This window comes from Jeongeupia sp. USM3, assembly GCF_001808185.1.
GTDB lineage: Bacteria > Pseudomonadota > Gammaproteobacteria > Burkholderiales > Chitinibacteraceae > Jeongeupia.
Genome location: NZ_CP017668.1, coordinates 2,105,946 through 2,126,305, shown reverse-complemented (window position 1 = coordinate 2,126,305; position 20,360 = coordinate 2,105,946). Strand labels below are relative to the sequence as shown.

Below are 20,360 nucleotides of genomic sequence, written 5' to 3'. Positions count from 1 at the left end.
TCGACGGAGCGCGTGCGTTGTCGCATCCGGCCGTCGTGCAAGGGGACTAACCATGAGCCACGAACCGCTTTCCGCCCCGTCGGGGCGTTTTGCCGTCTGGTTGCCGCTGTTGATCCTGTGCCTCGCACAGTTTCTCGCCTCGGCCGACAACGTAACGCTGAGCATCGCCACCGGCGTGCTGATGCGGGACCTGGGGGCGTCGCTGGCGCTGGTCAGCAAGGCCAATACGATGTACCCGCTGGTGGCCGGTACCTTCATGGTGGCCGGCGGCATGCTCGGCATCATGCTGGGTTGGAAGCGCACCTTCCGGATCGGTGCGCTGATCTACCTCGTCGCCGAGCTCTGTGCGGCGCTGGCGCCGTCGATGGGCTTCTTTGCCTTCGTCGCCCGCACGCTCGCCGGCATCGGCGGCAGCTTCATGATTCCGGCGGTATTCGGGCTGATCACCAGCATCTACGCCGGCCGCCGTCAGGCCGTCGCCTTCGGTGCGCTCGGGGCGGCCAGCGGCGTGTCGTTCGCGCTCGGCCCCATCGTCTGCGGCCTGCTGCTCGAAGGGGTAGGCTGGCGCTGGGCGTTCGGCATCCTCGCCGGGGTCATCGTGCTGATCCTGCTGTGTACGCCGCTGATCCCGACGCCGCCGAGGCAGGACCGCGGCATGCGTTTCGACCTGCCCGGCTTCGTGCTCTCGACCCTTGGCCTCTTCCTTGTCGTCTTCGGCCTGCTGCAGGTGTCGGCCTGGGGGGTGCTCACGCCGTTCGCCCCGCCATTCACCATTCTGGGCTGCAGCCCGGCGCTGTTCCTCGTCGCGGCCGGGCTGGCCGTGCTGGCGCTGATGCTGCGCTGGGAGCGCCATCGCGAGGCGAGCACCGGCAGCGCGCTGATTCCGCGCATCTTCCTGCAGGCGCCGCAGGTGCGCGCCGGCCTGTACCTGACTGCCTATATCTTCTTTGCCTACAGTTCGGGCATTTTCGTCGTCGTCAGCTTCGTGCAGATCGTCACCGGGCTCGATGCGATCCACACCGGCCTCCTGATCGTGCCGTTCGCGATCTGCCTGTCCGCCTGCTCGCTCGGCCTGCCGGTGCTGATCACGCAGCGCAACCAGCGCCGGCAATGCCGGGCCGGCCTGCTGCTCGGCATTGCCGGCGCGGTCGTCACCGCCGCCGGGATCCGGGGCGAGGGCTTCAGCACGGCCATTGTCGTTGCCGGGCTGTGCCTGATCGGTGCCAGCATGGGGACGATTGCCGCCAATGCACCGTTCCTGGTGACCAGCGCGCTGCCCGAGCGTGATGCGCAGCAGTCCGGCGGCGTGCAGGCTGCCGCACGCGACATCGGCCAGGCACTGGGCGTGGCGATGGTCAGCATGGTCATGCTGACCGCGGTCACCGTGGGCATGAAACGGGTCACCGGCGAAGACATGGCGCTGAGTACGCAGGCCCGCGCTGTCGTCACCCGGCTCGCCGTCATTCCCTTTACCAACGACGGCGGCTTCCGCACGCTGATGGCCGGCGCCGGCGTGCCGTCGGCCGACCTGCCCTCGCTGGCCCGTCACTACCGGGCCTCGCGCGTCCGCGGGGCACAGGCCGGCATTCTGGCGATGGCGCTGATGACGCTGCTGTTCCTGCTCGCGACGCGGCGCATCCCCGGCGGGGCGCATAAGCGCGGCTAGCCCGATCCCCCCGGCGGCGTCGGGCTGCCCGGCCGCTGCGGCCTGCGTTTCGCAGGCCCGGCGCCGTTGTACCGGACGTCGTCAGCCGCGACGCAGGCGCAGCGGTCGCTCAGGCGCGCAGCGTGGCGTTGAGCCGCTGCACCGCGGCGTCGAGCGTTTCGACCGCGCCGGCGATCGCGGCGCCTGCGTCGCGGCTGGTTTCGAGGTCGGTGCGCAGCGCGGCAAGGTCGCCGGCCAGCGCGCCGACCCGTTCGGCCTGCAGCGTCTGCACCTGTGCGACGTCGCCGGTCAGCGTGGCGAGTGCACCGGCGCTGCGGCTCAGCGCCTGCATCTCGCGCTCGGCGTCGACGGCGCGTCCGCGACTTTCGTCCAGCCTTTGCGTGCCGCTGCGCATCGCCGCGACCGCGTCGTCGGTGATCGTGACGATCGCGGCGATCTGCCGGCCGATGTCGAGGGTGGCGCCGCCGGTGCGTTCGGCGAGTTTGCGCACCTCGTCGGCGACGACGGCAAAGCCGCGCCCCGACTCGCCGGCGCGGGCGGCTTCGATGGCCGCGTTCAGCGCCAGCAGGTTGGTCTGGTCGGCAATGTCGCGGATCACCGCGATGATCTGGCCGATCTCGCCGCTGCGCGCGCCGAGCGTTTCGATCGCCTGCGCCGAGCGGGCGACGACGCCGGCGGCGTCGTTGAGCCGTGCCAGCGCATCGCCGACCGCGGCGCTGCCGGCCTGCGCCTGCGCGCCCGCACGGTCGGCCTCGCTCGCGGCGTCCTGCGAGCGTGCGGCGGCGTCCTGCGCCAGACGGCTGATGTCGTCGACCAGCTCGGCCATCCTGACGCCCTGACCGGCCTGGTGCGCCATGGTGTTGCGGATCGCCTGGCTGCGGCTGCTGATCGCTGCGGATTCGTTCGATGCCGCCTGCACCGCCTGTATCGCTTCGGCGAGCATCGTTGCCAGAGCGGCGCGGCCGAGTTCGGTTTCGCGCTGCGCCGCCCCGATCTGCGCCAGGCTCTGCGCCTTGGTCGATTCGAACATCCACGCGATCGCCGCCAGCACCACGGTTAGGCCGATCAGCGAGCGCGCCTGCAGCCCGGCGTGCACGCTGTCGGGCAACGGGCTGGCGGGCAGCGCCCAGCCCTGCGCGTGCGCGGCGGCGAACGCGCCGATGCCGGCGAGCGTGGCGCCGCTCCATGCAAGGCCGGTGACGCGGCCGCCGACGAAGGTCGCCGCGACCGGCACCAGCAGGAACCACGGTACCGACGACGACGCGATGCCGCCGTTGACCCAGCACATCCACACGACCATGCCGAAGAACACCGCGATCACCGCCTCGCGCACCAGCGCCAGCGGGGTGCCGAGCTTCATCAGCAACGCCACGCTGCACATCAGCGCCCCGGCGGTGAGGATGCCGGCCCCCATGGCCGGATGGCCGATGCGGAAGTAGTGGATCGAGAACACCGGCACGACCAGTGCGGCGAGCACGGCCATGCCGGCGACGTTGCGTGCGCGGCTCCATGCCAGCGCCGACTGCCGCAGCGTGTCAGGAATGAACCATTCGAACAGCCTGCCGAACCCTGCGCCCATTGCCCGTTCTCCCCGTGGAATCGCCCGAGTGTAGGCGAGCGGGCGTGCCGGACCATCAGGGCTGGACCTGACAACGCAGTTGGACCGGCCCATCCCAAGGGCATTTCGCTTACATCCTGACGGCGGTGTTGTTTTCCGGTTATCAGCGGCGAACCAAATGGTATTTTTGGTTATAAGTTGGTCAAGTTAAATTCCATCTGGTTAATAAGGCGATCACGCCAGAGGAAATCGCGATGTCGACCATCGTCACTTTGTCAGGCAGCCCGAGTGCGAAATCGTGCTCGCACGGTCTGCTGGTCCGGGCGTCCCGGCTGCTCGAATCGTACGGCATCACCATCCGGCCGTTCACGCTCGGCGACTTCGACGCCGAGGCGCTGCTGTACGGCAAGTTCGACGACCCGGCCGTCGTCGCCTTCCAGCGGGCCGTCGCCGACGCCGACGGGCTGATCGTCGCCACGCCGGTCTACAAGGCCGCGTACAGCGGCGCGCTCAAGCTCTTGCTCGACCTGCTGCCCGAGCGCGCGCTGCACCGTCACGCGGTGCTGCCGCTGGCCACCGGCGGCAGCCCGGCGCACATGCTCGCCGTCGACTACGCGCTGCAGCCGGTGCTGACCTCGCTGAAGGCGCGCCACATCGTCGGCGGCATCTACGTGGCCGAGCGCGAGCTGAGCTGGCGCGACGACGGTTACCTCGAACTCGACGCCGAGATCGAGCAGCGGCTGACGCAGGCCGTGTCGCGGCTGCTGGCCCACCTGCCCGACCCCGGCCAGGTGCTGCTGCACCCGGACCAGTTGAACCAGCAGATCCGCGAAGCACGCATCAGCGTCTGAGCGCAAACGGCAAGGCCGACTGTGCCCGCTCGCCGTACCAGGCCGTACCGCCGCGACCGAAGGAAGCCGGCACCCCGATACCAACAAGGAGAACACCATGAAACGCCTGCTCGTTACCGCCGTCGCCGCATTCGCCGCCGCGGCCCTGTCGACCACCGCGCTGGCCGAGACGCTGCGCATCGGCTACCAGAAAGCGGCCAGCCTCTTCGTGCTGCAGAAAAGCCAGGGCACGCTGGAGAAGAAGCTCGCGCCGCTCGGCGCGACGGTGAAATGGGTCGAGTTTCCGGCCGGCCCGCAACTGCTCGAAGGGCTGAACGTCGGCGCGATCGACGTCGGCTATGTCGGCGAAGCGCCGCCGATCTTCGCGCAGGCCGCCGGTGCGCGCTTCGTCTACATCGGCAACGACCCGGCCGCGCCGGCGGCCGAGGCCATCGTCGTGCCCAAGGGCTCGGCGATCAAGTCGGTGGCCGAACTGAAGGGCAAGAAGGTCGCGCTCAACAAGGGCTCCAACGTCCACTACCTGCTGGTCAAGGCGCTGGAAAAGAACGGCCTGAAGTACGGCGACATCCAGCCGGTGTTCCTGCCGCCGGCCGACGCCCGCGCGGCGTTCGAGCGCGGCTCGGTCGACGCCTGGGTGATCTGGGACCCGTTCCTCGCTGCGGCGGAAAAGCAGATCGGCGCCCGCGTGCTCGCCGACGGCCGCGATACCGTCAACAACTTCGCCTTCTACCTGGCCGAGCGCGGCTTTGCCGAGAAGCACCCGCAGATCATCAAGGCGCTGTTCGACGATACGCTCGTGCAGGGCCGCTGGCTGCAGGACAACCGCGGCCAGGCCGCGGCAATCATCGCGCCGCAGCAGGGACTGCCGGCCGACGTGGTCGAACTGGCGCTGTCGCGCTACCGCTACGGCGTGACGCCGCTGACCGCGCAGGTCGCCGCCGAGCAGCAGAAGCTCGCCGATGTGTTCTACGAACTCAAGCTGATTCCTAAGCCGATCAGGGTCCGGGACGCGCTGGTCTCGCAGCGGTGACCGCCATGCTGAACAAACTCGTTTCGCTCGCACTTGCCGGGCTGGTTGCCGCCGGCAGCTTGCAGGCCGCCGAGCTGCACATCGGCTACCAGAAAAGCTCGCTGAATCTCATCGTGCTGAAAAGCCGCGGCACGCTGGAAAAGCAGCTCGCCACCCAGGGCCATACGGTCAAGTGGACCGAGTTCCAGGCCGGGCCGCAGCTCTTGGAAGCGCTGAACGTCGGCAGCGTCGACTTCGGCATGACCGGTGACACGCCGCCGGTGTTTGCCCAGGCCGGCGGTACCCGGCTTGTCTATGTCGGCTTCGAGCCGCCGAAGCCGCAGGCGTCGGCGCTGCTGGTCCCGGCCGATTCGCCGATCCGCTCGCTGGCCGAGCTGAAGGGCAAGCGCATCGCGCTGCAGAAGGGCTCGAGCGCGCACTGGCTGCTGATTCGCGCCGTCGACAAGGCCGGGCTGCGTTGGGACGACATCCAGCCGGTGTGGCTGACGCCGTCCGACGCCCGCGCCGCGTTCGAGTCCGGCAAGGTCGACGCCTGGGCGATCTGGGATCCGTATTACGCCGCCGCCGAAAAGGCGCTCAGGCCGCGGGTGCTGACGACCGGCGCCGGCCTCGTCGCCAACCAGAGCTTCTACCTCGCATCCAAAACCTTTGCCGAGCGGCAGGGCAAGTTGCTGCAGACGGTGTTCGACGCACTGTCGGACAACGATGACTTCCTCGAGCAAAAGCCGAAGGAAACCGCGCAGATCCTCGCCAGGGCCGTCGGCCTTGACGCGGCGACCTTCGACACCGTGGTCCAGCGCCGGCCGAGCTTCAGGGTGACCTGGCTCAACCCGCAGGTCGTCGCCGAGCAGCAGCGCATTGCCGACCGCTTCGCCGATCTGAAGCTGATTCCCAAGTCGGTCACCGTCAAAGACATCGTACTTGCGCCGCAGTGAGCGGCGCAGCTGGAGAACGCATCATGAAGTTGTTCTGGTTCCTGCCGACCCACGGCGACAGCCGTTACCTCGGCACCACGATCGGTGCCCGCACCGTCGACCACGCCTACCTGAAGCAGATCGCCCAGGCCGCCGACCAGCTCGGTTTCGAAGGCGTGCTGATCCCGACCGGCCGCTCTTGCGAGGATTCGTGGGTCGTCGCCTCGTCCTTGGCGCCGCTGACCGAGCGGCTCAAGTTCCTCGTCGCGATCCGTCCCGGCATCATTTCGCCGACGGTATCGGCACGGATGGCGGCAACGCTGGACCGGATCAGCAACGGCCGGCTGCTGATCAACGTCGTCACCGGTGGTGATCCGGATGAACAACGCGGCGACGGCAGCTTCCTGACCCACGCCGAGCGCTACGAGGTCACCGACGAGTTCCTGAACATCTGGCGCGGCGTTGCCGCCGGTGAAACGGTCAACTTCAGCGGCAAGCATCTGACCGTCGAGAACGCCAGGACGCTGTTCCCGCCGGTACAGAAGCCGCACCCGCCGCTGTTCTTCGGCGGCTCGAGCGAGCCGGCGATCGATCTCGCTGCCGAACACGTCGACGTCTACCTGACCTGGGGCGAACCGCCCGAGGCGGTGGCCGAGAAGGTCGCTCAGGTCCGTGCCGCCGCCGAGGCGAAGGGACGGACCGTGCGTTTCGGCATCCGCCTGCACGTGATCGTGCGCGAAACCAGCGCGGAGGCCTGGCAGGCCGCCGACAAGCTGATCTCGCACGTCACCGACGAGACCATCGCCGCGGCACAGCAGGCGTTCGCGCGCTTCGATTCGGTCGGCCAGCGCCGGATGGCCGAGCTGCACGGCGGCCGGCGCGACAATCTGGAGATTGCGCCGAACCTGTGGGCCGGCGTCGGTCTGGTGCGCGGCGGGGCAGGTACCGCGCTGGTCGGCAGCCCCGACGAAGTCGCCGCGCGGATCAGGGAATACGCCGACCTCGGCATCGAGCACTTCATCTTCTCGGGCTACCCGCATCTCGAAGAGGCGTACCGCGTCGCCGAGCTGCTGTTCCCGCTGCTGCCGCTCGATCACGCCAAGCCGGCCGGCAGGGTCAACCTGAGCGGGCCGTTCGGCGAGGTGATCGCCAACGACATCGTGCCGCCGGCGCCGCGCCTCGTGGCGCAGAGCTGAGGAGCAAGGCGATGAGCGTAACGACGACTTTCGCGCGCCGTCTGGCGCCGTGGGCGGTGCCGGCGCTGCTGCTGCTGGCGTGGCAGTGGTTCGCCACCCACGGCGTGCTGACCAGCCGCATCCTGCCGGCGCCGAGCGCGGTGTTCGACGCTGCGGTCCGGCTGGCCGAATCCGGCGAGCTGTGGGCGCACCTGAAGGTGAGCTTCTGGCGCGCCGCGGCCGGCTTCGGCATCGGCGGCGGCCTCGGGCTCGTGCTCGGGCTGATCACCGGTTTGTCCAAACGCGGCGAGCTGCTGCTCGACACCACGGTGCAGATGATCCGCAACATCCCGCCGCTGGCGCTGATCCCGCTGGTGATCCTGTGGTTCGGCATCGACGAGGCCGCCAAGCTGTTCCTCGTCGCGTTCGGCACGCTGTTCCCGGTCTACATCAACACCTATCACGGCATCCGCTCGGTCGACACCGGCCTGGTCGAAATGGCGAAAAGCTACGGCCTGCGCGGCTGGCCGCTGTTCCGCGACGTGATCCTGCCCGGCGCGCTGCCGAGCATCCTCGTCGGCGTGCGTTTCGCATTGGGTTTCGCGTGGATATTGCTGATCGTCGCCGAAACGATTTCGGCGAGCTCGGGCGTCGGCTATCTGGCGATGAACGCGCGCGAGTTCCTGCAGACCGATGTGGTGGTGCTGGCGATCCTCTTGTATGCGGTGCTCGGCAAGGGCAGCGACGTCGCGGCGCGGGGGCTGGAGCGGGTGTGGTTGAGGTGGCATCCGGCGTATCAGTGAGGTTGGCGGAGCGTTGGGGCAATGCGGTTCAGCGCCTTCGGCGCGGGTAAAAGCGTTTATATGCGCGTTCCGCCGCGCGAACGGGAAGGGGGCTTTGTCTCGCCAAAGCCCCCTTCACCCCAAAGGCGCCCCGCGCCTGCGGCCCTCCGGGCTGCCCTCGATCGGTCGCGAGCCAAGCCATGAAACCGGCTCGTCTCGCTCCACTCCTCGGCGCTGGCGAACGGGATGAAAAGCGGCGCACTTTTCATCGTAACGGGTTGTTCGTGTGTTGATTCACTATCGATCGCATACCGCCCCGATCCCCTCAGAAGCGCCGAGCAGCACAGCCGAACGCGGGGTTTCGGGGCCTGGCTGTCTGAGCCCGAAGGGCGAGTTCAGGACCCCGCCGCGTTCGGCGCGCAGCGCAGGGAACCCGCGAAGCGGGCGCGGATGCGGGGTCGCCTTTTCTTTGGATACTTTCTTTTGGCGAAGCAAAAGAAAGTATCACGTCCGCCGGGCGGAACCGGCATCAATGCCTTTACCCGCGCCGCAGGCGCTTAAAAAGTGAAGCGCTCAACAAATCCAGCAATCGCCGGCAAACCGGCACAGGAGCATCCGATGACCTCTCCCCACCTCGACCCCGCCCTCGGCGTCGCGCTGGCCATCCGCGGCCTCACGCGCCGCTACGGCGAACAGACCGTGCTCGACCACCTCGACCTCGACATCCGCGCCGGCGAATTCGTTGCCGTCGTCGGCCGCTCCGGTTGCGGCAAGTCGACCTTGCTGCGGCTGCTGGCCGGGCTCGATGCGCCGACGTCGGGCGACGTGCGTGCCGACGGCAGTCCGCTCGATACCGGCCATTTCGATACCCGGCTGATGTTCCAGGACGCGCGGCTGCTGCCGTGGAAAACCGTGCTCGCCAACGTCGGCCTCGGCCTCAAGGGCGACTGGCAGCCGAAAGCGCATGCAGCGCTGGCCGAGGTCGGTCTGGCCGAGCACGCCGGCAAATGGCCGAGCCAGCTCTCGGGCGGCCAGCGGCAGCGCGTCGCGCTGGCGCGGGCGCTGATCCACGAACCGCAGCTGCTGCTGCTCGACGAGCCGCTCGGCGCGCTCGACGCGCTGACCCGGATCGAGATGCAGCAGCTGATCGAGCGGCTGTGGCGCCAGCACGGCTTCACCGTGCTGCTGGTGACGCACGACGTCGAAGAGGCGGTGGCGATCGCCGACCGGGTGCTGCTGGTCGAGCAGGGCCGGGTCGGCCTCGATCTGCACGTGCCACTGGCACGGCCGCGCCGTCGCGGCGACGTGCAGTTCGCCTTGCTGCAGGAGCGCCTGCTGGCACGCGTGCTGCAACAGCCCGACGCGGCACAGCCCGAACCACTGCCGCCGATTGCACCGAGCGCCTTGCGCTGGGCGCTGTAATCCTGACGTTGTTTTGTTGTTGTTTGGAATAACAAACAAAAATCAAATTACTTTGGGTGATATAAGGCGCGCGTTAATCTGGCGCTGCCAACCCAACAGGAGAACACCATGAGCATCCAGTCGATCAATGTCCGCAACCAGTTCCGCGGCACCGTGAAGGAAATCATCGAAGGCCCGGTGCTGTCGGAGGTCGATGTCGCGACGCCGGCCGGCATCGTCACCTCGGTGATCACCACCCGCTCGGTCAAGGAGCTCAAGCTCGCGCCGGGCAGCGAGGTCATTGCCTTCGTCAAGGCGACCGAAGTGTCGATCGCCACGCTGTAAGCACCGGACAGGCACGGCCGTGCGCCACATCGCCGGCCGTTCAAAAAAATACAGGGAGATCCAATGAAACGTACCGTTCTATCCGTCCTGCTCGCCACCACTTTCCTCGGCGCCGCTGCGGCGCAGGCCGAAGTCACCGTCTACGGCTCGATCCGCGAATCGCTCGAATACGACCAGCTCAAGGATGCCGGCGGCAAGGACTACCGCGGCGAAGTCCAGCTGATCGACCAGTCGTCGCGCTTCGGCTTCAAGGGCTCGGACAAGCTCGATATCGGCGGCAAGGTGATCTGGCAGATCGAATCCGCGATCAAGACCTCCGGCAACGGCGGCACCGGCAACACCACCTGGGGCGGCCGCAACACCTTCGGCGGCTGGCAAGGCGACTGGGGTACCCTGCGCTTCGGCAACTACGACAGCGCCTACAAGACCCTGCTGACTTCGTCGGACCTGTCGAGCCTGTTCGACAACTACGCCGACACCGCCGACTACAAGGGCAAGGGCGCCGTGTATGCCCAGCTCAACAGCCGTCTGCAGAACTCGGTCAGCTACGATTCGCCGAAGTTCGGCGGCTTCCAGATCCGCGGTTCGTGGGGCCTCGACCAGAACGCCCAGACCAGCACCAATGCGCCGGTCTACACCGCAGCGGCACTGTACAGCGGCTACGGCTTCGTCGGCGGCCTCGGCGGCTTCTACGCGAAGGACCGTACCTTCTCGCAAGCCACCGGCGTCAGCAACGCCGACAACAGCATCACCGCAACCACCGACGGCGCCGCGACCTGGGCGACCAACCTGGCGCTCGGCTACAAGTTCGACTTCGGCCTGCAACTGGGCGCGGGCTGGGAACACGTCGACAGCGACGACGGCAAGACCGGCACCGACTGGGAAAACTACGCCGTGGTCGGCAACTACAAGTTCGGCCAGTTCGAAGTCCAGGGCGTCTATGCCTGGTCGGACGAGCTGCTGGGCCAGGCCGACAACAGCGGCGCCCAGGCTTCGCTGGGCCTCGTCTACTACGCGACCAAGCAGACCCGGTTCTACACCTACCTTGTGAACATCGACAACGATGCCAAGGGCAAGTTCAAGAACAACTCGGGCTCGCTGACGCCGGACTTCGTCGACCAGGACGGCTACGCGTTCTCGGTGGGCTTCCGCACCGACTTCTAAGCACGACGGTCTTACTGGACTTCAAACCGGGCACCGCCCGGTTTTTTCATGCGCGCGACAGTGCCAGCCGCAAGGCAAGCACGTGGCTGCGCGTCTCGAGTCCGGCAAGACGGGCCTGTCTGGCCGGCGACCAGCGCGGTTCGGCGGCGATGCCGTCGCCGAGCGCGTCGAGTTCGTGCAGCCGTGCCAGCGCCGTGGCGAAGTCGCCGCCGTTCCGGGCCAGCGCGACCAGCCGGTGCAGCAACTGCCGGTGCAGCGCGATCAGGCCGGCGCGCTGCGCCAGCGTGCGTCCGGCGAGGTAGTGGACACTGGCAACGCCGGGGCGACCGGCGGCTTCGCAGGCCTGGCCCAGCGCCAGACAGGCATGCGCCTCGCCCCAGACGCTGAGATTGTCGGCGTGCGCCCGGTGCGCCGCGCTCAACGCCGCCAGCGCGCCGTCGACATCGTTGCGGGCAAGGCAGACGAGGCCACGGTAGTAGTGGACTTCGGCGGCCCAGACCTTGTTGCTCACCTTGGTCTGCAGCAGCGCGTCGGCCTCGGCCAGCACGGCTTCGGCGCGCTCGTAACGCTGCAGCCGGTAGGCATCGCCGGCGACATTGATCAGCGCCTCGCAGCACAGCCGGTCGTGGCCGATCGGCCGCGCCAGCGTCAGCGCGAGCTCATGGTGGCGCAGCGCGGCTTCGCCGTCGCCGAGCGCCACATAGGCCTGGCCGACGCCGAGGCAGATGCGGGCGCAGTGGTCGCGGTCGCCGTTGTCGTGCGCGAGCGCCAGGCATTGCGACCAGGTGTCGAGCGCCGCGGCGATATCGCCGCCGGCGTAGCGGGCCCGGCCGAGCTCGATCAGTGCCTCGCTGCGCGCACGCGCGTGCCCGGCATCGCGGAAGCACTCGGCCGCGTCGCGGAACGCCTGCTGCGCGGTGCGCAGCCGGCCGACGTGCTGCCAGGCGTGGCCCAGCGTCACCAGCGCCAGCCCCTCGAGCCGGATGTCGCTGCACTCGCGCGCCCGCGCCAGCAGCGCCTCGACCTCGACCGGCGGCGGCGGCGAGCCGTTTTCGGCCGCGGCGGCGACCGGCTCGAGTTCGGCCAGCAGCGCGGCGCGCGGGTTCATACCGGCGCCTCCTCGGCCAGGCTGACGCGGTTGCCGCCGCTGCGCCGGGCCAGATAGCGGGCCAGATCGGCGCGGAACAGCAGTACTTCGGCGGTGTCGCCGGGCTGGCAGCCGGCACAGCCGATGCTGACGCTGACCGCGAGTGTCGGGTGCAGCGCGGTCCAGTCATGGCGCTCGACCTGCTGGCGCAACTGCTCGGCCAGCCGTTCGGCGCCGGCGGTGTCATAGCCGGGCAGCGCCAGCAGGAATTCGTCGTCGCCGGCGCGGGCGAGCAGCTCGCCGTCGCGCCGCTCGGTGCGCAACAGCGTTTCGACGGCGGCGAGGATCCCGTCGCCGACCGGGCCGGCGCGCTGGGCACGCAGCTCGGCGTAGCGGTCGACGGCGATCTGCAGCAGCGCAAGCGGCCGCTGGGCGGCGATCAGCGCCGGCAGCCGGGCGTCGAATGCGGCGCGGTCGAGGCAGGCGTCGTCGTCGTCGGGCCGGCCGCGCAGCTGCGACAGTTCGATTTCGGATACCAGCAGCTCGAGCCTGAGTGCAACGGCGTTCAACCGCCGGTTCGGCTGCGCCGGCGCGGGCGGCAGCGGCGCGAGTGCCGCGTCGAGGTGCTCGACCGCGCGGGCCAGGTCGCCGCCGGCCTCGAACAGCGCGGCAAGCTGACGGTGCAGCGTGCGGTCGAGCGGCTGCCGTGCCAGCGCGGTCGCCAGTTCGCCGGCGCGCGTACGCGCGGCCGCATCGCCGCTCAGCTCGACCAGCTGGAGCCGGCAGCGCAGCTCGCCGATGCGTGCGCCATCGTCGCGGTAACCCTGGGCGGCCCTGGCGTAATGCGCGGCGGCAGCGGCGCGGCGTTCCGCGGCGAGCTGCAGCCGGGCGATCTGCTCGTTCAGCCTGGCCTCGCCGGATGCGGCATCGGGGAGCGCGGCCAGCGCCTGGTCGAGCGCCAGGGTCGCCGACGGCGACTCGCCCAGCGCATACAGGTCGGCGGCGATGCCCAGCGCGGCATGGGCGCGCAAGGTCGCGTCGCCCGTCACGCGGGCCAGTTGGTCCGCGTGCTGGTCGAGCCGCAGCGCCAGTGCGGCGTCGCCGTGTTCGCGCCCGGCGGCCGCGAGTTCGAGCCAGAGCGCCACGGCGACCCTGGCCTGGGCCGGCTCCAGGTCGATCGCGGCAACCCCGGCCTGGCCTGGCGCGAGTGCCGCATCGAGCGCATCGAGCCAGGCGTCGAGCGCCGCGGCCGGCCGCGCCTCGAGCATCAGGCTCCGGCCAAGCCAGAGCCCGACCTCGGCGCAGCCCGGCAGTGCGCGCAAGGCATCGCTGGCCGGCGTCTCGCGCGCAAGCGCGCGCTGCGCTTCGCGAAGCGCTTGCCGGTCGGCGGCGGTATATGGGGCGGGGGACATGGCGGAGGGGGAAACCGGAACGAATGAGCCATCCTGCCAATCCAGCTTGCGAAGATCAAGTAATGTAACGAAAGGAATTGAAAGCTGTTGGGCCTGTGCCATGCCGGCCGGCTGGCGGTGGCACCTGGACCGGGCGGGAAAGCTGAACTTTCCTTATTCCAAATCCATCGTTATGGGTTAACGGATCATTCTTTGGCGCTATATGAGCGTCGGGCATAATCGCCCGATCGACTTTTTGTCCCGACGGATCCGACCATGCGCAAACTCCTCCCCGCCCTGCTGCTTTCCGTGTTCGCAAGCGCCCCGGCGCTGGCCGACGTGACCTTGCTGAACGTGTCGTACGATGTGATGCGCGACTTCTACAAGGATTACAACCCGGTCTTCGCCAAGTACTACCAGGCGAAATTCAACGACAAGGTGACGATCCAGCAATCGCACGGCGGCTCGAGCAAGCAGGCGCGCTCGGTCATCGACGGCCTCGAGGCCGATGTGGTGACGATGAACCAGAGCACCGACATCGACGCGATCGTCGACAAGGGCCGGCAGATCAACGCCGGCTGGGAGAAGAAGTACCCGAACGAGGCAGCGCCGTTCAGCTCGCTGCAGGTACTGATCGTCCGCAAGGGCAATCCCAAGGGCATCAAGGACTGGAACGACCTGGTCAAGCCGGGCGTGCAGGTGATCGTGCCGAACCCGAAGACCTCGGGCAACGGCCGCTACACCTTCCTTGCCGCCTGGGGCTATGCGACCAAGCAGCCGGGCGGCAACGACGCCAAGGCGCGCGAGTTCGTCACCGGCGTGTTCAGGAATGTGCCGGTCCTCGACGCCGGTGGCCGCGCGGCGACGACGACCTTCATGCAGCGCAATATCGGCGACGTGCTGGTGACGTTCGAGAACGAAGCCGAAATGATCGCCCGCGAATTCGGTCGTGGCGGTTTCGAAGTCATCTACCCGAGCGTCTCGATCGACGCCGACCTGCCGGTTGCGGTGGTCGACAAGGTCGTCGACAAGAAGGGCACGCGCAAGGCGGCCGAGGCCTACCTGCAGTACCTGTGGAGCCCGGAAGGCCAGGAAGTCGCCGCGCAGAACTACCTGCGTCCGCGTGACAAGGCCGTTGCCGCCAAGCACGCCAAGCAGTTCCCGGCGGTGAAGCTGTTCGGCATCGACGAGTTCGGCGGCTGGAAGGTGGCGCAGAAGAAGTACTTCGATGACGGCGGCATCTACGACCAGGTCGCGGCGACGATCGCCAGCAAGGGCCGCTGATAAAACCCTGCTGGCCGCGTTGTGCTCGCTTGCCGTACTACATCGTACTGTCTTCGCTCGCACGCCTTGCCAGCACCGCTCCGCTGGGTTTTCTCAGCGGCTTTAGCGGTAGCGCATCGGACCTGACTGCCACAAGCCAATAATTCAAAAAGGGAAAGGCATGGCCTTCAAACAACACAGCGTGCTGCCGGGCTTCAAGCTCTCGCTCGGCTACACGCTGCTCTATCTCTCGCTGATCGTGCTGCTGCCACTGGCGGCACTGATCATCAAGACTTCCGACCTCGACTGGGCTGCGTTCTGGCAGGTTGTGACCGAGCCGCGCGTCGTCGCCTCGTACAAGGTGACCTTCGGCGCGTCGCTGATCGCCGCGCTGATCAATCTGGTGTTCGGCCTGCTGATCGCCTGGGTGCTGGTGCGCTACCCGTTTCCGGGCAAGCGTTTTGTCGACGCGCTGGTCGACCTGCCATTCGCACTGCCGACGGCCGTTGCCGGTATCGCGCTGGCAACGATCTACGCGCCGAACGGCTGGATCGGCCAGTGGTTCGAGCCGATGGGGCTGAAGATCGCCTTCACGCCGCTCGGCATCGTGCTGGCGCTGACCTTCATCACGCTGCCCTTCGTCGTGCGCACGGTGCAGCCGGTGCTGCAGGACCTGGAAAAGGAACTCGAGGAAGCGGCCGCCAGCCTTGGCGCGACGCGTGGCCAGGTGTTCCGCAAGGTGATCCTGCCGACGATCCTGCCGGCGCTGCTGACCGGTTTCGCGCTGGCGTTCGCCCGCGCGATCGGCGAGTTCGGTTCGGTGATCTTCATCGCCGGCAACATGCCCTACGTGTCCGAAATCACCCCGCTGATGATCATTTCCAAGCTCGAACAGTACGACTACCTCGGCGCGACGGCGATCGCCTGCGTGATGCTGGCGGTGTCGTTCGTGCTGCTGCTGGTGATCAACGGTCTGCAGTGGTGGACCGCCAAACGACTCGGACGGAGGAAGTGAAGATGCCCGGGTCAATCAAATCCGCTGCCGGCTGCAATCGGACCGGCAACCATCGATTCGGACGGAGGAAATAAGCATGGCGGGTGGAGTCAACAACGCGCCGCGTTCGATCGTGACGACCGAAACGCGCCCGGTCCGCATCCTGCTGACCGGCATTGCCCTGGCCTTCATCGGCATCTTCCTGGTCGTGCCGCTGGTGTCGGTCTTCGTCGAGGCATTCCGCCAGGGCTGGCAGCTGTACCTCGCGGCGCTGGTCGAGCCCGATGCGGTGTCGGCGATCAAGCTGACCTTGATCACCGCGGCGATCGCCGTGCCGCTGAACCTGATCTTCGGCCTGACGGCGGCATGGTCGATCGCCAAGTTCGAGTTCCGCGGCAAGAGCTTCCTGATCACCCTGATCGACCTGCCGTTCGCAGTGTCGCCGGTCGTCGCCGGCCTGATCTACGTGCTGCTGTTCGGCGCGCAGGGCTGGTGGGGGCCGTGGCTGGCGGAGCACGACATCAAGATCATCTTTGCCGTGCCGGGCATCGTGCTGGCGACCGTGTTCGTCACCTTCCCCTTCGTCGCGCGCGAGCTGATTCCGCTGATGGAAGCGCAGGGCAGCGACGAGGAGCAGGCGGCGATGGTGCTCGGTGCCAGCGGCTGGCAGATGTTCTGGCGCGTGACGCTGCCGAACATCAAGTGGGGCCTGCTGTACGGCGTGATCCTCGCCAATGCGCGGGCAATGGGCGAGTTCGGCGCGGTGTCGGTCGTCTCGGGGCACGTGCGCGGCCAGACCAACACGATCCCGCTGCACGTCGAGATCCTTTACAACGAATACAACTTCGTCGCCGCCTTTGCCTGCGCCTCGCTGCTGGCCCTGCTGGCGCTGGTGACGCTGGCCGCCAAGTCGTGGGTCGAGTGGCGCACCGAGCGTCTCGCCGCCGAAGACCGCCGCCACGCGACCGAAGAATAGGAAACGAAACCATGAGCATTGCAATCAACGGCATTTCCAAGCGCTTCGGTGATTTCGTCGCGCTCGACAACCTGCAGCTCGACATCGCCTCGGGCGAACTGCTGGCGCTGCTCGGCCCGTCGGGCTGCGGCAAGACCACGCTGCTGCGCATCATCGCCGGTCTGGAAACGCCGGATCAGGGTCAGATCCTGTTCCACGGCGAGGACGCGACCGATACCCACGTGCGCGAGCGCCAGGTCGGTTTCGTGTTCCAGCACTACGCGCTGTTCCGCCACATGACGGTGTTCGAGAACGTCGCCTTCGGCCTGCGCGTGCGGCCGAAAAAGACCCGGCCGAGCGAGTCCGAGATCAAGCGCAAGGTGCATGAGCTGCTGAGCCTGGTGCAGCTCGACTGGCTGGCCGACCGCTATCCGGCGCAGCTGTCGGGCGGCCAGCGGCAGCGGATCGCGCTGGCGCGGGCACTGGCGGTCGAACCCAAGGTGCTGCTGCTCGACGAGCCGTTCGGCGCGCTCGACACCAAGGTGCGCAAGGAGCTGCGCCGCTGGCTGCGCCGGCTGCACGACGAGATGCACATCACCAGCGTCTTCGTCACCCACGACCAGGAAGAAGCGCTCGAAGTCGCCGACCGCGTCGTCGTGATGAACAAGGGCAGGATCGAGCAGATCGGCACGCCGGAGCAGGTGTACGATGCGCCGGCGACGCCCTTCGTCTACCAGTTCCTCGGCGACGTGAACCTGTTCCACTCGCGGGTGCACGACGGCTGGGCCGAAGTCGGCGCGGCACGCTTTGCCGCCGAAGCCGGCGACAGCGACAAGGCGGTCGTTTACGTGCGCCCGCACGAGATCGAGCTGTCGCGCGTCGCCACCGACAAGGCGATTGCCGGCGTCATCAGCCACTCGCGCCTTCTGGGCGCCACGGTGCGGCTCGAGGTCGATGTCAAGGATGCCGAGGTGGTCGAGGTCGAGCTGACGCGCGAGCGTTATCAGGAAGGCGGCTGGCAGGTCGGCGAGGCGGTGTGGCTCAATCCGCGCGAGGCGCGCGTCTACCCGGCCGGTTGATCCGGAAGCCGGGCCGAGACGGCGGACCAGGGTCCGCCGTCGTCGTTTCCGGACGCAAAAAACCCCACCGTGAGGTGGGGCCAAGGCCCGAAAGACCGAAGGGCGAACGGTCTGCCGGGCGGCGGCTCCGCTTACTTGGCGGCCGATGCGGCGGAGGCGTGCTTCTTCGCCTGTGCCTTCTGTGCGGCCGACGCCGCCGACGCGTGGTGTTTCTTGGCCTGCGCCTTTTGCACGGCCGATGCGGGCGATGCCTTCTTCTTGGTGGTTTTCTTGCTGGTCTTCTTGACCTGCTTGGCGTGGGCGGCCGAAGCACCCTGCGCCGAAACGGCTTCGGCGAAGGCCGGGGTGGCGAAGACGAGGCCGGCGGTGGCGGCGAGGGTCACGAGCGATGCGGTCAGCTTGTTCATGGTGGGGATCTCCTTGGGTTCCGCCGCGGTCGGTGCGGCGACGGAGTCAGCATCTCACCCCGGGCGCAGCCGGTCTGTGAGCCTTGTGCGGTGCTGTGTGTCGATGTGTTGGCGCGGTCAACCGATTCGGGCGGCGGGCGTTTGCCGCCGCTTCGGCCGTGATTTGCGGCAGGGCGGCGCAGCGGCTGTCATCTCGCGCGACTATGATGCAAGGATGACCTGGCCGCATCGGGCGGCCTCGTGAACGTGGGGAGAATGGCATGGGACTTCTGGATCAACTGACCGGCGCACTCGGTGGCGGCAATCAGGAGGAAGGCGCGGGCGGGCTGCTCGGTGCGCTCGGCCCCTTGCTCGAACAGCAGGGCGGCATTTCCGGGCTGGTGGAGAAATTCCAGCAGGGCGGCCTGGCCGAGGTTGCGCAGTCGTGGATCTCGACCGGCCAGAACCTGCCGGTTTCGGCCGAGCAGATCCAGTCGGTGCTCGGCAGCGACGCCGTCTCGCAGATCGCGTCCAAGCTTGGCATCGACCCGCAGCAGGCCGCCGGCCAGCTGTCCGAAGCACTGCCGCAACTCGTCGACCAGCTCACGCCGAACGGCGAGGTGCCGCAGGGCGGCGACCTGCTGGCGCAAGGGCTCAACCTGCTCAAGGGCAAGCTCTTCGGCTAGAACCCGGGCCATTGGGCGGCTGCGCCGTTGCATTTTGCTGCCGTCCGATGCTCGGAACCCTGCAAGGAGGCGACCTTCGGGGCGTCCTCATCGACTGCCTGTCCATGCCGGTTCCTGTGCGTCGGGCGGAACCCAACCGCGTGGGCCCGCTCGCCCACCGGCCCAATCGGTGTATTTGCAAAAGACGCCTCTGGGCGTCTTTTTTCCTGGGGACGTTCAGCGCCCGTCGATCAGGTTGCCGCGTTCGTCGTATGGCAGTTGCCGCAGTGTGGCGGCCGCCTGCACCTCGTCGACGCGCGACGGCCGCAGCGATTGGGTGAAGTACAGCGGCCGCTGCTTGGTTTCGTTGAAGATCCGCCCGAGGTACTCGCCGAGCACGCCGGTGAAGAACAGCTGCACGCCGCCGAGGAACAGGATGGTCACCATGATCGTCGGGTAGCCGTGGACCGGGTCGCCCCAGATCAGCGTCTTGGTGATGATCCAGATGCCGTAGGCGAAGGCGAACATCGCCGTTGTCAGTCCGAGGTAGGTCGCAATCTTGAGCGGGCCGATCGAGAACGCGGTGATGCCCTCGAGCGCGAAGTTCCACAGCTTCCAGTAGTTGAACTTCGAGGTGCCGGCGGCGCGCGGATCGCGGCGGTACTCGATCGCGCGGGTCTTGAAGCCGACCCAGGCGAACAGCCCCTTCATGAAGCGGTGCTGTTCCCTGAGCTGCAGCAGCGCGTCGACGGCACGCCGGCTCATCAGCCGGAAATCGCCGGTGTCGCGCGGGATGTGCACGCGCCCGGACATCCTGTTCATGGTCCGGTAGAACGCCGCGGCGGTTGCCTTCTTGACCCAGCTTTCGCCGTCGCGGACCGTCCGTCTGGCGTAGACGACGTCGTAGCCGGTCTCCCATTCGCGCAGCATGTCGCGGATCAGCTCGGGCGGGTCCTGCAGGTCGGCGTCGATGATCACCATCGCGTCGCCGCGGGCGTGGTCGAGCCCGGCGGTCATCGCGATCTCCTTGCCGAAGTTGCGCGACAGGTCGATGCTGGCGACGCGTGGGTCGCTATCGCACAGCCGCTCGATGATCGCCTGCGTGCGGTCGCGGCTGCCGTCGTTGACGAAGACCATCTCGCAGCGGTAGCGGGGCAGCGTGTCGAACAGCGCGCTCATCCGCGCATGGAACTGTTCGAGTACCGCCTCCTCGTTGTAGGCGGGGACGATGACCGAAATCAGTGGCAGAACTGCGTCAGTTTTCATGTCGGTGCTCCCGGAACGCCCAGAACCGGCTGCCGCCGAAGTTCCAGACAAGGCCGATGCCGGTGGTGATGACCTGGGCGACGAAGTACTGCCAGCCCAGCGTATGAACGAGAAGCGTCATCAGTGCGGCGTTGAGACACCAGCCGACACCGACGATGGTGAAGTACTTGCTTGCTGCCTCGGCATGCGACTTGCCGCTCCTGAACGTGTACCTGTAGTTCAGCGCGTAGTTGGCCAGGCTGCCGAGGATGTAGCCAATGCTCGACGCCACCGCCGCCTTGATGCCGAGCTGCTCGACGCCGAACCACAGCGTCGCGTACTGGATGCCGGTGCCGACAAGGCCGACGGCGGCGAAGTGCAGGAACTGGTGGTGGAGCTTTTTCATCGG

Annotated in this window: 20 protein-coding genes; 14 read left to right on the top strand and 6 right to left on the bottom strand. The window is 67.8% G+C overall.

What is annotated here, in order from left to right; translation table 11 throughout:
* The first annotated feature begins 52 nt into the window (after positions 1-52).
* A complete protein-coding gene (locus BJP62_RS10060) occupies positions 53-1,666 on the top strand; it encodes an MFS transporter (RefSeq protein WP_070529487.1) in 1,614 nt (537 codons plus the stop codon).
* A 109-nt stretch (positions 1,667-1,775) separates the two neighbouring features.
* Here BJP62_RS10060 and BJP62_RS19240 read toward each other — a convergent pair whose 3' ends face one another.
* A complete protein-coding gene (locus BJP62_RS19240; RefSeq protein WP_070529485.1) occupies positions 1,776-3,245 on the bottom strand; it encodes a methyl-accepting chemotaxis protein in 1,470 nt (489 codons plus the stop codon).
* A 233-nt stretch (positions 3,246-3,478) separates the two neighbouring features.
* Between BJP62_RS19240 and ssuE the strand changes: the two genes are divergently transcribed.
* From ssuE to BJP62_RS10015, 8 genes are all read left to right on the top strand, one after another.
* Positions 3,479-4,075, top strand: coding sequence for an NADPH-dependent FMN reductase (gene ssuE / locus BJP62_RS10050; RefSeq protein WP_070529484.1), 597 nt, complete (start codon positions 3,479-3,481; stop codon positions 4,073-4,075).
* A 97-nt stretch (positions 4,076-4,172) separates the two neighbouring features.
* Positions 4,173-5,105, top strand: a complete 933-nt coding sequence (locus tag BJP62_RS10045; protein WP_070529481.1) for a sulfonate ABC transporter substrate-binding protein — start codon at positions 4,173-4,175, stop codon at positions 5,103-5,105.
* A gap of 5 nt (positions 5,106-5,110) precedes the next feature.
* Positions 5,111-6,040 carry a sulfonate ABC transporter substrate-binding protein gene (locus BJP62_RS10040; RefSeq protein WP_070529479.1) on the top strand — a complete coding sequence of 310 codons (930 nt, stop codon included), beginning with the start codon at positions 5,111-5,113 and terminating at the stop codon, positions 6,038-6,040.
* A gap of 23 nt (positions 6,041-6,063) precedes the next feature.
* Complete coding sequence (gene ssuD / locus BJP62_RS10035) at positions 6,064-7,215, top strand: FMNH2-dependent alkanesulfonate monooxygenase (protein WP_070529478.1); 1,152 nt, start codon at positions 6,064-6,066, stop codon at positions 7,213-7,215.
* Positions 7,216-7,226: 11 nt separating this feature from the next.
* A complete protein-coding gene (gene ssuC / locus BJP62_RS10030; RefSeq protein ID WP_070529476.1) occupies positions 7,227-7,997 on the top strand; it encodes an aliphatic sulfonate ABC transporter permease SsuC in 771 nt (256 codons plus the stop codon).
* Between the two features lie 597 nt (positions 7,998-8,594).
* Positions 8,595-9,398 (top strand): aliphatic sulfonates ABC transporter ATP-binding protein, encoded by an 804-nt coding sequence (ssuB, locus tag BJP62_RS10025; protein WP_070529474.1) that lies wholly within the window; start codon positions 8,595-8,597, stop codon positions 9,396-9,398.
* Positions 9,399-9,506: 108 nt separating this feature from the next.
* Complete coding sequence (locus BJP62_RS10020; protein ID WP_070529472.1) at positions 9,507-9,722, top strand: molybdopterin-binding protein; 216 nt, start codon at positions 9,507-9,509, stop codon at positions 9,720-9,722.
* A gap of 63 nt (positions 9,723-9,785) precedes the next feature.
* On the top strand, positions 9,786-10,886 hold the full coding sequence (locus tag BJP62_RS10015; RefSeq protein ID WP_070529471.1) for a porin: 1,101 nt from the start codon (positions 9,786-9,788) through the stop codon (positions 10,884-10,886).
* Positions 10,887-10,932: 46 nt separating this feature from the next.
* On the opposite strand, the gene BJP62_RS10010 is transcribed toward BJP62_RS10015, so the two are convergent.
* On the bottom strand, positions 10,933-11,994 hold the full coding sequence (locus BJP62_RS10010; RefSeq protein WP_070529469.1) for a hypothetical protein: 1,062 nt from the start codon (positions 11,992-11,994) through the stop codon (positions 10,933-10,935).
* The gene (locus BJP62_RS10005) at positions 11,991-13,385 is read right to left on the bottom strand and encodes a diguanylate cyclase (RefSeq protein WP_070529467.1); all 1,395 of its coding nucleotides are present in this window, start codon (positions 13,383-13,385) and stop codon (positions 11,991-11,993) included. The genes BJP62_RS10010 and BJP62_RS10005 overlap by 4 nt, the downstream gene beginning before the upstream one ends.
* 255 nt (positions 13,386-13,640) lie before the next feature.
* Here BJP62_RS10005 and BJP62_RS10000 point away from each other — a divergent pair, with 255 nt between their 5' ends.
* From BJP62_RS10000 to BJP62_RS09985, 4 genes are all read left to right on the top strand, one after another.
* A complete protein-coding gene (locus BJP62_RS10000) occupies positions 13,641-14,648 on the top strand; it encodes a sulfate ABC transporter substrate-binding protein (protein WP_070529465.1) in 1,008 nt (335 codons plus the stop codon).
* Between the two features lie 160 nt (positions 14,649-14,808).
* Entirely contained in the window at positions 14,809-15,642 is an 834-nt protein-coding gene (gene cysT / locus BJP62_RS09995) for a sulfate ABC transporter permease subunit CysT (protein ID WP_070529464.1), read from the top strand.
* A 76-nt stretch (positions 15,643-15,718) separates the two neighbouring features.
* Positions 15,719-16,597, top strand: a complete 879-nt coding sequence (gene cysW, locus BJP62_RS09990) for a sulfate ABC transporter permease subunit CysW (protein ID WP_083300833.1) — start codon at positions 15,719-15,721, stop codon at positions 16,595-16,597.
* 11 nt (positions 16,598-16,608) lie between these two features.
* Positions 16,609-17,655 carry a sulfate/molybdate ABC transporter ATP-binding protein gene (locus tag BJP62_RS09985; RefSeq protein WP_070529460.1) on the top strand — a complete coding sequence of 349 codons (1,047 nt, stop codon included), beginning with the start codon at positions 16,609-16,611 and terminating at the stop codon, positions 17,653-17,655.
* 131 nt (positions 17,656-17,786) lie between these two features.
* On the opposite strand, the gene BJP62_RS09980 is transcribed toward BJP62_RS09985, so the two are convergent.
* Positions 17,787-18,062, bottom strand: a complete 276-nt coding sequence (locus BJP62_RS09980; RefSeq protein ID WP_070529458.1) for a hypothetical protein — start codon at positions 18,060-18,062, stop codon at positions 17,787-17,789.
* A gap of 260 nt (positions 18,063-18,322) precedes the next feature.
* Here BJP62_RS09980 and BJP62_RS09975 point away from each other — a divergent pair, with 260 nt between their 5' ends.
* Positions 18,323-18,727 (top strand): YidB family protein, encoded by a 405-nt coding sequence (locus BJP62_RS09975; protein WP_070529456.1) that lies wholly within the window; start codon positions 18,323-18,325, stop codon positions 18,725-18,727.
* Between the two features lie 216 nt (positions 18,728-18,943).
* Here the strand turns inward: BJP62_RS09975 and BJP62_RS09970 are convergent, their stop codons facing one another.
* Together BJP62_RS09970 and BJP62_RS09965 are read right to left on the bottom strand one after the other, a co-directional pair.
* Positions 18,944-19,972 carry a glycosyltransferase family 2 protein gene (locus BJP62_RS09970; RefSeq protein ID WP_070529454.1) on the bottom strand — a complete coding sequence of 343 codons (1,029 nt, stop codon included), beginning with the start codon at positions 19,970-19,972 and terminating at the stop codon, positions 18,944-18,946.
* Positions 19,962-20,357, bottom strand: a complete 396-nt coding sequence (locus BJP62_RS09965; RefSeq protein WP_070529453.1) for a GtrA family protein — start codon at positions 20,355-20,357, stop codon at positions 19,962-19,964. Before BJP62_RS09965 ends, BJP62_RS09970 begins: the two co-directional genes overlap by 11 nt.
* Positions 20,358-20,360: the final 3 nt, after the last annotated feature.

What these genes read in the sequence shown, in the direction of transcription:
- BJP62_RS10010 (WP_070529469.1), bottom strand. Translation starts at nt 11,994, where the DNA reads ATGAACCCGCGCGCCGCGCTGCTGGCCGAACTCGAGCCGGTCGCCGCC.
- ssuD (WP_070529478.1), top strand. Translation starts at nt 6,064, where the DNA reads ATGAAGTTGTTCTGGTTCCTGCCGACCCACGGCGACAGCCGTTACCTC.
- BJP62_RS10000 (WP_070529465.1), top strand. Translation starts at nt 13,641, where the DNA reads ATGCGCAAACTCCTCCCCGCCCTGCTGCTTTCCGTGTTCGCAAGCGCC.
- BJP62_RS10040 (WP_070529479.1), top strand. Translation starts at nt 5,111, where the DNA reads ATGCTGAACAAACTCGTTTCGCTCGCACTTGCCGGGCTGGTTGCCGCC.
- BJP62_RS10045 (WP_070529481.1), top strand. Translation starts at nt 4,173, where the DNA reads ATGAAACGCCTGCTCGTTACCGCCGTCGCCGCATTCGCCGCCGCGGCC.
- BJP62_RS09975 (WP_070529456.1), top strand. Translation starts at nt 18,323, where the DNA reads ATGGGACTTCTGGATCAACTGACCGGCGCACTCGGTGGCGGCAATCAG.
- BJP62_RS19240 (WP_070529485.1), bottom strand. Translation starts at nt 3,245, where the DNA reads ATGGGCGCAGGGTTCGGCAGGCTGTTCGAATGGTTCATTCCTGACACG.
- cysT (WP_070529464.1), top strand. Translation starts at nt 14,809, where the DNA reads ATGGCCTTCAAACAACACAGCGTGCTGCCGGGCTTCAAGCTCTCGCTC.
- cysW (WP_083300833.1), top strand. Translation starts at nt 15,719, where the DNA reads ATGGCGGGTGGAGTCAACAACGCGCCGCGTTCGATCGTGACGACCGAA.
- ssuE (WP_070529484.1), top strand. Translation starts at nt 3,479, where the DNA reads ATGTCGACCATCGTCACTTTGTCAGGCAGCCCGAGTGCGAAATCGTGC.
- BJP62_RS09985 (WP_070529460.1), top strand. Translation starts at nt 16,609, where the DNA reads ATGAGCATTGCAATCAACGGCATTTCCAAGCGCTTCGGTGATTTCGTC.
- ssuC (WP_070529476.1), top strand. Translation starts at nt 7,227, where the DNA reads ATGAGCGTAACGACGACTTTCGCGCGCCGTCTGGCGCCGTGGGCGGTG.
- ssuB (WP_070529474.1), top strand. Translation starts at nt 8,595, where the DNA reads ATGACCTCTCCCCACCTCGACCCCGCCCTCGGCGTCGCGCTGGCCATC.
- BJP62_RS09970 (WP_070529454.1), bottom strand. Translation starts at nt 19,972, where the DNA reads ATGAAAACTGACGCAGTTCTGCCACTGATTTCGGTCATCGTCCCCGCC.
- BJP62_RS10020 (WP_070529472.1), top strand. Translation starts at nt 9,507, where the DNA reads ATGAGCATCCAGTCGATCAATGTCCGCAACCAGTTCCGCGGCACCGTG.
- BJP62_RS09980 (WP_070529458.1), bottom strand. Translation starts at nt 18,062, where the DNA reads ATGAACAAGCTGACCGCATCGCTCGTGACCCTCGCCGCCACCGCCGGC.
- BJP62_RS09965 (WP_070529453.1), bottom strand. Translation starts at nt 20,357, where the DNA reads ATGAAAAAGCTCCACCACCAGTTCCTGCACTTCGCCGCCGTCGGCCTT.
- BJP62_RS10060 (WP_070529487.1), top strand. Translation starts at nt 53, where the DNA reads ATGAGCCACGAACCGCTTTCCGCCCCGTCGGGGCGTTTTGCCGTCTGG.
- BJP62_RS10005 (WP_070529467.1), bottom strand. Translation starts at nt 13,385, where the DNA reads ATGTCCCCCGCCCCATATACCGCCGCCGACCGGCAAGCGCTTCGCGAA.
- BJP62_RS10015 (WP_070529471.1), top strand. Translation starts at nt 9,786, where the DNA reads ATGAAACGTACCGTTCTATCCGTCCTGCTCGCCACCACTTTCCTCGGC.